The following is a 12,869-nucleotide window of genomic DNA, read 5'->3' as shown; positions in this document are numbered from 1 at the left end:
GCCCTCAGACCGTGTTGGCGAACTGGCGGCGATAGGCGCCCGGCGTGGTGGCGGCCAGGCGGCGGAAATGGTGGCGCAGCGATTCCTCGGAACCAAAGCCGGCCCGCTCGGCCACCTGCGCCAGCGCAATCTCGGGCACTTCCAGCAAGTCCTTGGCGATGGCCACCCGTTCATGGATCAGCCATTCGAGCGGTCCCAGCCCGGTCGCTTGCTGGAACTGGCGCTGCAAGGTGCGCGGGCTCATGGCGGCCTGTTCGGCCATGCTCTTGATCGTGTGCGGCTGGGCCGGATGGGCGCGCAGCCAGTCCAGCAGGCGCGACAACCGGCCCCGCTCATCGTGCGCCATGGGGCGGGGCAGGAACTGCGCCTGCCCGCCTTCGCGATGCGGCGCCACCACCAGCCGCTGCGCCACCAGGTTGCCGACGCGCGCGCCGTAATCGCGCCGCACCACGTGCAGCAGCATGTCAAGGCCGGCTGCGGACCCGGCCGCCGTAATGACCTGGCCATTGTCCACGTACAGCTGGTCAGGCTCGACGGTGATGCGCGGGTAGCGCTGCGCCAGCTTGTCGGCATAGCGCCAGTGGGTGGTGGCGCGCTGGCCATCGAGCACGCCGGCGGCGGCCAGCACGAACACGCCCGAGCAGATCGAGCACAGGCGCGCGCCGCGCTGGTGGGCGGCACGGATCATGGCCAGCAGCGCGTCCGGCGGCGTTTCGTCGGCGTCGCGCCAGCCGGGGATGACGATGGTGTCGGCTTGCTCCAGCAGTTCAGGCGCATACGGCGCCTGCACGGTAATGCCGCCGGCGGCCCGGATCGGCCCCGCTTCCATGGCGCAGACGGCGAACGCGTACCAGTCCACGTCCAGCTCGGGGCGCTCGAGCGCGAACAGTTCGACCGTGCAGCCGAATTCGAAAGTGCACAGGCGGTCATAGGCCAGGGCGACGACGAGATGTTTTTTCATGGCGCAATCTTAACGCATATTGTCGTTTGCGCCACTGCCGGCGACGATGGGCGGCGCCGATAATGGCCGCACTGTCCACCCAACAAGGAGTCCAGCATGTCCCACGTGAGCGCAATCGCCGCCGCCCCCTCCGCCGCCGCCCTGGCCCATTTTGAAGCCCAGTTCAGCTTCGAGACCGATTGCTGGGACGTGCACCACGCGCTCGCCAACGGCCAGCAGGATTTCGTGCTGCTGGACGTGCGCGGCACGGAAAAATACGCGGCCGGCCACGTGCCCGGCGCGCTGGACCTGGCGCACGGCAAGATCATCGGCGCGAAGCTGGCGCACTACCCGGCCGACACGCTGTTCGTGGTCTACTGCGCCGGCCCCCATTGCAACGGCGCCGCGCGCGCGGCCGTGCGGCTGGCGCGGCTGGGCCGGCCCGTCAAGTTGATGACGGGTGGCATCACGGGCTGGCTGGACGAGGGATTCATGCTGGAACGTTCGGAACAGGCGGCCGCCTGAACCCCGTTACAGCCATTGGAGCATCAGCCGCGCCACTTCAGGCGAATTGAGCAAGTCTATGTGATTGCTGCGGTACACCTTGGCCTGGTGTTCCGGCGCGAAATCGAGCTGGCGCTTCTTGTGCGAATGCTGGCCCAGCGCGCTGGCCACCGGCACCAGGCCATCGCCGGCCAGCCGCGCGCCCTTCTCGGCGGACGGCTTGCTGATGGTGGCCGCCACCGCGTAACACGCCACCCTGGCCGGCAACGGCACCGTTTGCGGCAAGGCGCTGCCGTGTTCAAAGCGGTCCTTGCCGTTCCAGTCCTCGTCCAGCAGGCTGCCGTGGCGCAAATCCGTGATGCCGGCACTGCGGATCTTGCCCAGCCGCGAGAACGGCGCCGTGTAGCTGCTCATGCCCGTGATCACATGGAACCAGTTGCCGCCGCGCTCCAGCGGCGCGCCGTGGTGGGGTGAGCCGAGGCAGACCAGCTTGCTCAAGCGCTTGAGCCACTTGTGCCCATCCGCCGCACCGTAGTGGCAGGCGCTGCGCGCCACCAGGCCGCCCATGCTGTGGCCGACGATCACCAGTTCCTTGACGGGCACGGGCCATTGCGACAACAAGTTTTCCAGCTGGGTGGCGAACGCGCGCCCGTTCTCGGAAATATGGCGTCCGCTGTTGTAGCGCAGATAGACGGGCGTGTAACCGCGTTCACGCTGCAAGGCTTCGCCATGGTCGAACCCGGCGCGTCGCCATTGCAGGTCGCTCATGCACAAGCCATGCACCAGCACCAGCACGCGGCCCGTGACGGCGCCCGCCTGCGGCACGAACGGCGCACCGTCGCGCCGGAACTGCATGTGGATCTGCAAGGGATTGTCGGTCTCGGCAAGGTAATCGCCCAGCACGCCATTGACGGCCGCCAGCAACGGTTCGCGCCCGCCCCAGCTGCTGCCCTCGCCCAGCAGCGGTTCCAGGCGGCTCAGCAGGCCATCCATGCCGCCGCCCACCAGCCGCGTCACGCCGCGCACGCCGCTGTAGACCAGCGAGGTGGCGCGCGCCAGCGGCCGCGCCACCACGGGCGGCGCCTGCCCGATCAGTTTCAACTGCACTTCCTCGGCCACGTCGGCCACGCCCACGACGGCGCTGATGGTCAGGCGGGACAAGCCGAGCAGATCGGCTGCGTGGGAGACTTTGTTGGACATTATCGGGCGGCCCTTGTTCATACGTTAGTTGGCGAGTGCCTGTTCAACCGCCGTCACCAATTCGCTGTCGGCCGGCGTGACCTTGCTGGGAAAACTGGCGACCACCCGGCCTTTGCGGTCGATCAGGTACTTGTGAAAGTTCCACGCCGGCGCCGTGCCGGTGATCTTGATCAGGTTGACGTACAGCGGGTTCGGATGGTCGCCATGCACGACGGACTTGGCGAACATGGGGAACTTGACGCCATAGGTGTTGTAGCAGAAATCGGCGATCTCCTTGCTGTTGCCCGGTTCCTGCTTGCCGAAATCGTTCGACGGGAAGCCCAGCACCACCAGGCCCTTGGGCGCGTACTTGGCGTACATGGCTTCCAGCCCTTCGTACTGGTAGGTGAAGCCGCAGTAGCTGGCCGTGTTCACCACCAGCACCACCTTGCCGGCGTACTGGCACAAATCCTGCGGCGCGTCGTCCTGCAGGCGGTTGAAGGTCTGCTTGAGGATGGCGGGGCAGCTGCCGGCCGTGGCCGGCGGCGTGGCGGCGGCCGGCGCGGCGGCGGCGTGCGCCGGCATGGCGCCCAGCCAGGCGCAGCACAGAACGGAAATCAGGTGCAATTTAGCGGTCATTTGGGACATGTTGGCGGTGACTTGAAGTGAATTGACGGTTCATTCTATGTCAAACCGACTTGGTGTGGGCGCTCGCGCCGACGTTTGGCTCGCCGCGCACGATTCCCCGCACGGTTGAGCGAGATTAAACCCGGGCCGCGCTCCGCGCCCACAATGACAGTTCCCGCTATCCCGCTGCTATCCTACGGAGCCGCCCATGTTGCTACGCGCATTCTTGTTTGTCTCATGTTGCCTGGGGCTGCTGCCGGTCAGCGCGCAGGTGCTGCCCTTGCCGGCCATGCAAACGGCCAACGTCAGCGTCTCCGGCCTGTCCTCGGGCGGCTACATGGCGGTGCAGTTCGACGTGGCCTATTCCGCCAGCGTGATGGGCGCCGGCGTGGTGGCCGGCGGGCCGTACTACTGCGCCCAGGGCAGCGTGGCCAAGGCCACCACCATCTGCAGTTGCACGGGCACGCCGTATTCCTGCCAGGTGGCCCCCGGCGGCACGGGCGTGAACAGCCTGATCAGGCAGACCGACCAGAACGCGGCCAACGGCACGGTCGATCCCACGGCCGGCCTGGCCAACCACCGCATCTGGATGCTGTCCGGCACAGCCGACACCGTCGTGCCCCAGGCCGTCATGAACGACCTGCAAACCTACTACCGCCACTACATCAGCACGGCCAACATCTTCTATAAGCAAGATTTGCCGGCCCAGCACGCCATGCCCACGGACAGCTACGGCAACAGCTGCGGCAAGCTCGGTTCGCCCTACATCAACAACTGTGGCTACGACGCGGCCGGCGAACTGCTCAAATGGATCTACGGCAGCCTGAACAACCGCGCCAGCGCCGGCCCGGCCGGCCGCTTCATCGAGTTCGACCAGTCCGAATTCCTGCCCGACCCCACTGCGCACGGCATGGCGGCCAGCGGCTACCTGTATGTGCCGCCCGGCTGCGACAGCAACAGCGGCCAGGGTTGCCGCCTGCACGTGGTGTTCCACGGCTGCCTGCAGGACGCGGGCACCATCGGCGACACGTACCTGCGCCACGCCGGCTACAACGCCTGGGCCGACAGCAACCGCATCGTGCTGCTGTATCCGCAGGCGGCGCCGATCTATCCGATGACCAACCCGAACGCCTGCTGGGACTGGTTCAACTACGATGATGCGCACTACGCGCAAAAGGCAGGCCACCAGATGGCCGCCGTCAAGCAGATGGTGGACCGGCTCACGGGCGGCGCCGCCCCACCGCCACCGCCGACCCAATGCTTTACCTCCAGCAACCGCGACCACGTGCTGGCCGGACGCGCGCACGACAGCCTGTTCCGCGCGCTGGCCAACGGTTCCAACCAGAACATGGGGCTGGACAACATCTTCATCCACACCACGCTCAAGCGCACGGGGCCCAATTTCTACGTGGTCGGCAGTTGTCCATGATGCCGGCCCTTCCATCCCGCCACAGGAGGTCATATGTATCCGATGCAATGGTTTTGGGCACCCCAGCTGCACTTTCCGTGGAGCGGCGGGGTGGCCCAGCAGATCGAGCTCGATCGCTTCTTCGACGCCATCCCGCCCGATGCCGGTGACGGCAAGATCGAGCGCAAGGCGTTCGACGTAGCGTCCTACGGCCGCCAGCTGGGCTGGATTTCGGAAGTGCTGCTGGACCTGGCCGAGACGGCCCCGCCCTCCTCCGGCCAGGCCCGCGAGGCGCTGCAAAACCTGGTGGAAGCGAACGACGCAATCCAGCGTATCAAGCGTGCCCAGGATGCCGGCCGGGCGATGACGGCCCAGGCCATCGAGGACGCCATCGTCGCCATGCGCACGCGCGACGGCGAGCAATTCCGCCAGCTCAGCGAACGGCTGCTGCCCCTGCTGCAAGCGCCACCCGCGCTGGAAGCGCCGGCACTGCTGGAGGCAGGCGGCTAATGGTTGCTAATCGGTTGCTAATCGGTTGCTAATCCACCGTGATGGCCGTCAGCGCCGGATCGGGCGCGGGGAAGTTCAGCTTCATGGCCGTCAGCGTTTCGAGCAGGATGGTGGCCACCACCAGGTTGCGGTGGGTCTTGGAATTGGCCGGCACCACGTACCACGGCGCATGTTCGGCGTCCGTGGCGCGGATGGCTTGTTCGTAGGCGCGCTGGTAGTCGTCCCACTTCTCGCGCTGGGCCAGGTCGGTGGGATTGAATTTCCACTGCTTGTTGGGATCGTCCAGCCGCTCCTGCAAGCGTTGCCGCTGCTCCTCGCGCGAAATGTGCAGGAACACCTTGATGATGACGGTGCCGGTTTCCGCCAGCATGCGTTCGAAGTCACGGATTTGCCCATAGCGCCGGCGGCATTCGCGTCCGTCTATCCAGCCCTGCACGCGCGTGATCAGCACGTCCTCGTAATGGCTGCGATTGAAGATGGCGATCTCGCCTTTCACCGGCATTTGCTGGTGCACCCGCCACAGGTAGTCGTGCGCCAGTTCGATGTCGGTCGGCTGGCGGAACGCCACGGCCCGTATGCCCATGGGATTGATCATGCTGAACATGGTACGCACCGTGCCATCCTTGCCGGACGTGTCCATGCCCTGCAACACCAGCAATACCTTCTGCTTGCGCTGCGCGTACAGCATCATCTGCAATTCCGACACGCGCTCGATCATGCTGGCCGTGTGGCGCTGGTCCTGCGCCTTGGCCTTGGCCTTGCTCAATTTGGGATTGGCTGCGCGGCACGACAGCGCGCTGTCGTCCGCATCCTCCTCACTCAATCGGAGTTTGGCATTGGCGCGAAAGCGCTGGCGGGCGGATGCGGGCATGGGGGCGTACTCCTGTCGTTGTGGCGCGCCGGCTGGCGCAGCCTGGTCAAACTAGCGTAACAGATCAGCACGCCACCGTCTGCCCCGGCTTACGCGGGGCGCGCCGCCAGCCGCGCGGCGCGGTCGCCCCACCATGCCGCTTCCTCGAACACGGAAAAGCCGGACAGGTCGGCATGGGCGAACAGGATGGGGCCATCGGCCTCGCGCAGCGCCTTCAGTCCGGCGTTGCTGCGAAATCCCGGCAGCGGCGCCGCCATCGCGTGGCCGCGCAACGTGATATCGACGCGCTCCACGCACAAGGCGAAATTGGCGCCATACGCCGTCTTCAGATCCACGCTGGCCAGCGCCAGCAATTCTTCCGGGCTGGCCGTGTTGAGCCAGCGGCGCGCCTGCTGCGGCGTGCGGTCCGACAGCGCGACGTAGGCGCTGAACACGGTCTTTTCCGGCGGGCGCACGCGGATATCCTGGTGCGTGGAGACGACGAAGCCCAGCCCCGGTTCCTGGTACACCACGTTATCCCACGACAGCGGCTGCACCGGCCGCTCGTCCGGGAAGCGCTTGAGCAGGAAATTGGCCACCATCCAGGGTGCGTATTGCGGCGTGTGGCGCCCCGCATCGAAACCGTAGCTGGCCATATCCCGCACCACGCGCGAGGCCACCATCAGCGGCATGGCGCAGATGGCCTTGCGGGCGCGCACCAGGTAGCTGCGCGGCTGGCCACCTTCGAGCCGGAAGCACAGCGCCTCCACGCCGCTGGCCGTGCGCTCGATGGCGACGGCCGTGCCGGCCACGCGCCGGATCGCGGCCGCCTCGCCCATGGCCCTGGCCAGCGGTTGCAGCCCGCCCGGCCACGTGAGCCATGCACCGTTGCCGGCGTTGGCGGCCTGGCCCCAGCGGCTGCAGTAGTAATGCAGTCCGGCCCAGGCCGACACCTTGTCGTAGCGCGTGCCGTAATCGTCGCGGCAGCAGTAGTTGAGGTACCAGTGCAGCGTGGGGGAACGGTAGCCGTTCCGGTCCAGCCACTGCTTGAGCGTGTAGCCGTCCAGCGCCTGCCATTCCGCATCCTCCGACGACAGCACGGTGGGGAACACGAAAATGCGCCGCCCATCGGCGCCACGGAGCTGGCGCAAGCGGTGCACTTCGGCGAAGAAGCGCGCGTGTTCGTCCAGCTCCCAGCGCGGCACGCCATCCGTCGGAATAAAGCCATCCTGCCAGCGGCCGTTGTACAGCAAGCGTTCCTCCGGCGCGTGCAGGATGTAGCGCTCATCGTAGTACGGCTTTTCCGCCATCGGGTCGCGCTCGATGATACCCAGGTCGGCCAGCAGTTCGCGCACGTGCACCGATTCCGGCGACGGCAGCGGCAGATAGTGCGCGCCGGTGGGGTATTCCAGCTCGCCGAACGCGCCACCGAGCGCGTTGCCATAAGGCTGGGGGCCGTCAATCATCAGCGCATCCTGGCCGCCCAATTTGCGCAGGCGCCAGGCCGCCATCAAGCCGCCGATGCCGGAGCCGAAGATGGCGATGTCCGTCTCCACCACCTCGGACGGCGGCGGCAGCGCGCGCCGGTCACGCAGGAAGTGGCCTTCGTCACGGCCCGGATAGTGGACGGTGGGCGTGATCTCCTGCCAGCGCTGGAAGCCGGCCACGCTGCCCGCCGCGGCCAGCCCGCTGGCGGCGGCCCACAGCAGGAAGGAACGGCGCTCCATCAACGGATCACCCGCCGCCAGTCCTGCTCGAACTCACGCACCAGCGATTGCGTGTTGAGGCGGTTCGGCTCCATCGGCAGGCGCTGCATATCGGGCGGGAAGATGAACATTTCGCGCGTCGTATCCGCGTTCAGGTAGCGCATCGGCAGCCGGTACGACGCGGGCGGCTTGAAATCGAGCTGCGGCGAAGCGAGGATGAAGCCCCATTCGCCGAACGAAGGCACGTAGGCGTGGTAAGGCCAGGTGCGCAAGCCCACCTCGCGCAGCGTGGCATCGACCGTCCAGTAGGCATGGGGCGCGAAGAATGGCGAGGTCGATTGCACCACCATCAAGCCGTTGGCCGACAGGTGGCGCTTGACCATGCCATAGAACGGCACCGAATACAGCTTGCCCAGCGCGAAGCTGGATGGATCGGGGAAGTCGACGATGGCCGCATCGAACAGTTCTTCGTTGTGCTGCAACCAGATGGCCGCGTCGGCGTTGATGACGCGCACCCGCTTGTCGCTGAACGAACCCTGATTGAGCTTGACCAGTTCCGGGCGCGTGGTGAAGGCGCCCGTCATGGCCGGGTCCAGGTCCACCAGCGTGACCTGCTCGATGTTCGGATAACGCAGGATCTCGCGCAGCGCCAGGCCATCGCCGCCGCCCAGCACCAGCACCCGGCGCGCCCAAGGCAAGGCCTGCAGGGCCGGATGCACGAGCGCCTCGTGGTAGCGGTACTCGTCGCGCGAGGAGAACTGCAGGTTGCCGTTGATGTACAGCCGCAGGTCGTCCTTCCAGCGCGTGATCACGAGCCGCTGATATGGCGTGGTGGTGGAGTAGATGATTTCGTCGCCGAACAAGCCATGCTCGCCCCAGTAGGTCATGCGGTCAGCCAGCGCGAAACCGAACACCAGCACACACATCACGGCGCTGGCCCGCAGCAGCCGGCCGCCAAGGTTGGCCAGCTCCTGGCGGAAGGTAACGATGGTCCACAGCGCCACCCCCACGTTCAGCATCCCGAACAGGAAGCCCGTGCGCACCAGTCCCAGATATGGCGCCAGCACCAGCGGGAACAGCAGCGACACGGCCAATGCGCCCAGGTAGTCGAAAGTGAGGACGCGGCTCACCAGTTCATTAAATTCAGTCTGGCGCGCGTTCAGGGCCCGCATCACCAGTGGCACCTCCATGCCCACCAGCGCGCCGACCAGGAACACCAGCACATAGAGCAGCGTGCGGAACGGCGCCGCCATCCACGAGAAGGTGAGGAACAGGGCGGCGGCCGACACGCCGCCGATCAGGCCCACGGCCAGCTCGATGTCCACGAAGCGGGCCAGCACGTCGTCGTCGCGCACGAACTTGGAAAAATGCGCGCCCACGCCCATGGCGAACAGATAACAGCCGATAATGGTGGAGAATTGCAGGATCGAGTCACCCAGCAGGTAACTCGATAGGGCGCCGGCGATCAGTTCGTACGCCAGGCCGCAGGAAGCGACCACAAAAACGGAAAGAATCAGAATTTTTTTGGTCATTGACGCGCTTTTGCACTAAGATTGATTTGGGTTATCAAGTTAACCACTTTAACCGAAGGTACGCCGTGTCCGCCATCCTAAACTATCTGATTCACATGTTGCTGGCCGCCGCGCTGCTGGCGGCGTTCTTCGCGGCCTACACCCGCCTGACGCCGTTCGACGAAGTGCTGCTGATCCGCCAGGGCAACCATGCGGCCGCCCTGTCGCTGGGCGGCGCGCTGCTGGGCTTTTCCGCCACCATCGGCTCGGCCCTGCTGCACACGGCGGACTACCGCGAGTTTTTCGCCTGGGCGTTCGGCGCCATGGTGGTGCAGATGCTGGCCTATGCCGTCACCACCCGGCTGCTGCGCATGTCCAAGGACCACATAGAATCGAACAACTGCGCCTTTGGTGGTTTGCTGGGCGCGATATCGCTGGCTATCGGCGTGATCAACGGCGCGTGCATTTCCTAATTTTTGCGAAGGACTCCATCATGGGCATCGGCAGCTTTATCAAGAAGCAGTTTATCGACGTACTGCAGTGGAACGAGGACGTGGACGGCGTGCTGTCGTGGCGCTACCCGATGCAGGACTTCGAGATCCAGAACGGCGGCGTGCTGATCGTGCGCGAATCGCAGATGGCGGTGTTCGTCAACGAAGGCCAGGTGGCCGACGTGTTCGGCCCCGGCACCTACAAGCTCACCACGCAGACCCTGCCGCTGCTGACCAACCTGAAGAACTGGGACAAGCTGTTCGCCTCCCCGTTCAAGTCGGACGTGTACTTCTTCAGCACCCGCGTGCAGACCGGCCGCAAATGGGGCACGCCGCAGCCGATCACCATCCGCGACAAGGACTTCGACATGATCCGCGTGCGCGCCTTCGGCATGTACTCGTACCGGGTGGCCGATCCGCGCCTGTTCTTCAAGGAGATCAGCGGCACGCGCGACAGCTACACGCGCGACCAGGTCGAAGACCAACTGCGCGGCATCCTGATGGCGACCATGGCCAGCTCGCTGGGCGGCGCCAACCTGCCCTTCCTCGACATGGCGGCCAACCAGGCGCTGATGGCGCAGCAGGTCAAGGGCGACCTGGCCACGGCCTTCGCCCGCTACGGGATCGGGCTCGATGAATTCAACGTCGCCTCCGTCAGCCTGCCCGAGGAACTGCAGGCGGCGCTGGACGAGCGCATCTCGGCCGGCATGAAGGGCGGCATGAGCGCCGACAAGATGGCCGGCTTCACCAAGTACCAGGTGGCCAGCGCCATCCCGCTGGCGGCCCAGAACGAAGGCGGCATGGCCGGCATTGGCGCCGGCCTCGGTGCGGGGCTGACCGTGGGCCAGACCATAGGCGCCGCACTGGGCGCATCGCTGGCGCCGCAGCCAATTCCAGCGGCAGCGCCAGCGCCAGCACCAGCACCAGCACCAGCACCAGCCGAAGACAGCATCGAAGCGCGGCTGGAAAAGCTCAAGGGCCTGCTCGACAAAGGCCTGATCTCGGCCGCCGACTACGACAGCACCAAGGCGGAGCTGCTCAAGAAACTGATAGGCTAAGCCGACTACATGCAAATTGTTTCCTGTCCCAGCTGCGGGGCGGAGGTCAAGTTCCGCTCGCACGCCTCCGTGATGGCCGTGTGCGAGTATTGCGGCACCAGCGTGCTCAAGGACGCCGACGCCGTCAAGGACCTGGGCAAGATGTCGTCCGTGCTGGAGGACTACTCGCCGATCCAGATCGGCACGGCCGGCGTGCTGGGCGGGCGCCACTTCACGGTGGTGGGCCGCATCCAGCTCAAGTACGACGCCGGCCTGTGGAACGAGTGGTATCTGCTGTATGACGACGGCGCCACGGCCTGGCTGGGCGATTCGTCCGGCATGTTCACCGTCACGACGGAACGCCAGGTGGACGGCCCCCTGCCCGCCTTCGAACAGCTGGCGCCGGGGCGCAACGTACCGATTGCCGGCGAGTACTACACGGCGGCCGAAATCCGCACGGCCGACTGCATCGGCGGCCAGGGCGAATTGCCGTTCAAGGTGGGCCAGGGCTGGCAAGCGAAAGTGGCCGACTTCCGGCGCGGCGCCAGCTTCCTCACGCTCGATTATTCGGACGGCCCCCACCCCGTCGTCTACACCGGCCTGGCCGTCACGCTGGAGAGCCTGCAATGCCAGCTGCTGCGCGACGACGACCAGATCCAGCGCAGCGCCGGCCGCTACCGGGGCAAGCTCGACGCGCTCGATTGCCCATCCTGCGGCAGCCCCATCAAATACCTGCCCGGCATGACGGCCCACCTGGTCTGCCCCGCCTGCCAGGCCCAGGTGGATGCGGCCAGCCCCAAGGCCCAGGTGCTGGCGGCCGGCGAGCGGGTGGCCACCGTCGCCACCACGCTGGAACTGGGCGCCCAGGCCAAGCTCAACAACCAGGAATACACGGCCATCGGCGTCATGCGCCGCGCCGACGACGAAGGCACGCAATGGACGGAATACCTGCTGTACGCGCCACGGGCCGGCTTTTCCTGGCTGGTGGAAACGGACGACGGCTGGTGGCGCGCCAGCGTCATGCCGGAATGGCCCCAGTTCGGCGGGTCATCCGGGCAGGATGTGATGGTCGATAAGTCGCCGTTCCGCAAGCTGTACGAATATGGCGCCCGGGTCACCTTCGCGGCCGGCGCCTTCAATTGGCGGGTGCAGGTGGGCGACCAGTGCCATGTGGCCGAGTTCGAGAGCGGCCAGGTGCGACTGGCGGTGGAAACGACGGACGCGGAAATGACGTGGTCCCGTTCCACCCCCGTGCCGGTGGACCAGTTGCGGGCCTGGTTCGGCGACCAGTTCCACGGCCGCGCGCCCACGCCGGGCATGCCGTTCCAGCACCAGCGCTACCAGAGCGTGGCCAAGAAATTCATCATGGTCATGCTGGCCATTAACGCCGTGCCGCTGCTGGCCAACTTTTCCCGCACCTGGGCCTTGAGCGCGCTGGGCGCGCTGGCACTGTACCTGCCGGCCGTTTTCCTCGACTCCTACGACGACAGCAAGAAATAACCAAGCGAAGCAAACGCATGAGCAAATACGTCATCTACGCCCTGGTCGTCACCCTGTTCACCTCGTGTTCGACATGGATGCGCGGCTTTAGCGGCAGCAACTACGGCGGCCGGGGCAGCAACTGGAGTTCCCACACGGGCGGCGGCGGCGGCAGCTTTGGCGGCGGCTCCGGCGGAGGTGGGCACAAATGAACGAGCAGGCAAAGGAACGGCCGAAGGAGCGGCCACAACTGGCGGCGCACGCGCCCCATCAGGCGGCGGGCACCCATCTGCTGGCCGACCTGGGCGGCATCGCGGCGGACCAGCTCAGCGACTGTGGCCGCATCGAACAACTGCTGCGCAGCGCGGCGGACGCGGCCGGCGCGCGCGTGCTGCACAGCCATTTCCACGGCTTTGGCGATGGACTGGGTGTGACAGGCGTGGTGCTGCTGGCCGAGTCCCACATCTCCATCCACACCTGGCCGGAGGCCGGTTTCGCCGCCGCCGACATCTTCATGTGCGGCAAGGCACAACCGGAGTTAGCGCTTGCTATCATCACAGAGGCCATGCAGCCTCAATCACGCACACTCCATACCATAGGGCGCGGGGCACCGGCGGCGTGACGCCG

At 66.3% G+C, this 12,869-nt stretch carries 14 protein-coding genes; 8 read left to right on the top strand and 6 right to left on the bottom strand.

What is annotated here, in order from left to right; genetic code table 11:
- Positions 1 to 4: 4 nt before the first annotated feature.
- The gene (gene ftrA, locus H3H36_RS05740; protein ID WP_182215086.1) at positions 5 to 961 is read right to left on the bottom strand and encodes a transcriptional regulator FtrA; all 957 of its coding nucleotides are present in this window, start codon (positions 959 to 961) and stop codon (positions 5 to 7) included.
- A 96-nt stretch (positions 962 to 1,057) separates the two neighbouring features.
- Between ftrA and H3H36_RS05735 the strand changes: the two genes are divergently transcribed.
- The gene (locus H3H36_RS05735; RefSeq protein WP_182215084.1) at positions 1,058 to 1,465 is read left to right on the top strand and encodes a rhodanese-like domain-containing protein; all 408 of its coding nucleotides are present in this window, start codon (positions 1,058 to 1,060) and stop codon (positions 1,463 to 1,465) included.
- A gap of 6 nt (positions 1,466 to 1,471) precedes the next feature.
- On the opposite strand, the gene H3H36_RS05730 is transcribed toward H3H36_RS05735, so the two are convergent.
- Together H3H36_RS05730 and H3H36_RS05725 are read right to left on the bottom strand one after the other, a co-directional pair.
- Positions 1,472 to 2,644: an esterase/lipase family protein gene (locus H3H36_RS05730; RefSeq protein WP_182215082.1), complete on the bottom strand. Its 1,173-nt coding sequence runs from the start codon at positions 2,642 to 2,644 to the stop codon at positions 1,472 to 1,474.
- 24 nt (positions 2,645 to 2,668) lie between these two features.
- On the bottom strand, positions 2,669 to 3,262 hold the full coding sequence (locus H3H36_RS05725) for a glutathione peroxidase (RefSeq protein WP_311196582.1): 594 nt from the start codon (positions 3,260 to 3,262) through the stop codon (positions 2,669 to 2,671).
- A 196-nt stretch (positions 3,263 to 3,458) separates the two neighbouring features.
- Between H3H36_RS05725 and H3H36_RS05720 the strand changes: the two genes are divergently transcribed.
- Positions 3,459 to 4,679 carry an extracellular catalytic domain type 2 short-chain-length polyhydroxyalkanoate depolymerase gene (locus H3H36_RS05720; protein WP_229219759.1) on the top strand — a complete coding sequence of 407 codons (1,221 nt, stop codon included), beginning with the start codon at positions 3,459 to 3,461 and terminating at the stop codon, positions 4,677 to 4,679.
- Positions 4,680 to 4,712: 33 nt separating this feature from the next.
- Entirely contained in the window at positions 4,713 to 5,168 is a 456-nt protein-coding gene (locus H3H36_RS05715) for a hypothetical protein (RefSeq protein ID WP_375539573.1), read from the top strand.
- A gap of 28 nt (positions 5,169 to 5,196) precedes the next feature.
- Here the strand turns inward: H3H36_RS05715 and H3H36_RS05710 are convergent, their stop codons facing one another.
- From H3H36_RS05710 to H3H36_RS05700, 3 genes are all read right to left on the bottom strand, one after another.
- Positions 5,197 to 6,039 (bottom strand): PPK2 family polyphosphate kinase, encoded by an 843-nt coding sequence (locus H3H36_RS05710; RefSeq protein ID WP_182215076.1) that lies wholly within the window; start codon positions 6,037 to 6,039, stop codon positions 5,197 to 5,199.
- Positions 6,040 to 6,128: 89 nt separating this feature from the next.
- Positions 6,129 to 7,745, bottom strand: a complete 1,617-nt coding sequence (locus H3H36_RS05705) for an NAD(P)-binding protein (protein WP_182215074.1) — start codon at positions 7,743 to 7,745, stop codon at positions 6,129 to 6,131.
- Positions 7,745 to 9,256: a polyamine aminopropyltransferase gene (locus H3H36_RS05700; RefSeq protein ID WP_182215071.1), complete on the bottom strand. Its 1,512-nt coding sequence runs from the start codon at positions 9,254 to 9,256 to the stop codon at positions 7,745 to 7,747. Before H3H36_RS05700 ends, H3H36_RS05705 begins: the two co-directional genes overlap by 1 nt.
- A gap of 65 nt (positions 9,257 to 9,321) precedes the next feature.
- Here H3H36_RS05700 and H3H36_RS05695 point away from each other — a divergent pair, with 65 nt between their 5' ends.
- From H3H36_RS05695 to speD, 5 genes are read left to right on the top strand one after another with little or no spacing between them, the layout of a single operon-like run.
- Positions 9,322 to 9,708: a DUF350 domain-containing protein gene (locus tag H3H36_RS05695; RefSeq protein ID WP_311196581.1), complete on the top strand. Its 387-nt coding sequence runs from the start codon at positions 9,322 to 9,324 to the stop codon at positions 9,706 to 9,708.
- A gap of 20 nt (positions 9,709 to 9,728) precedes the next feature.
- The gene (locus tag H3H36_RS05690; RefSeq protein ID WP_182215069.1) at positions 9,729 to 10,784 is read left to right on the top strand and encodes an SPFH domain-containing protein; all 1,056 of its coding nucleotides are present in this window, start codon (positions 9,729 to 9,731) and stop codon (positions 10,782 to 10,784) included.
- Between the two features lie 9 nt (positions 10,785 to 10,793).
- Complete coding sequence (locus H3H36_RS05685; RefSeq protein WP_182215067.1) at positions 10,794 to 12,263, top strand: DUF4178 domain-containing protein; 1,470 nt, start codon at positions 10,794 to 10,796, stop codon at positions 12,261 to 12,263.
- Positions 12,264 to 12,280: 17 nt separating this feature from the next.
- Positions 12,281 to 12,454 carry a hypothetical protein gene (locus H3H36_RS05680; protein ID WP_182215065.1) on the top strand — a complete coding sequence of 58 codons (174 nt, stop codon included), beginning with the start codon at positions 12,281 to 12,283 and terminating at the stop codon, positions 12,452 to 12,454.
- Positions 12,451 to 12,864: an adenosylmethionine decarboxylase gene (speD, locus tag H3H36_RS05675; RefSeq protein WP_182215063.1), complete on the top strand. Its 414-nt coding sequence runs from the start codon at positions 12,451 to 12,453 to the stop codon at positions 12,862 to 12,864. The genes H3H36_RS05680 and speD overlap by 4 nt, the downstream gene beginning before the upstream one ends.
- Positions 12,865 to 12,869 lie beyond the last annotated feature (5 nt).

This window comes from Rugamonas fusca (assembly GCF_014042365.1).
In the GTDB taxonomy this organism is placed as follows: Bacteria; Pseudomonadota; Gammaproteobacteria; order Burkholderiales; family Burkholderiaceae_D; genus Rugamonas; species Rugamonas fusca.
This window is presented reverse-complemented; position numbering and strand designations above follow the sequence as displayed.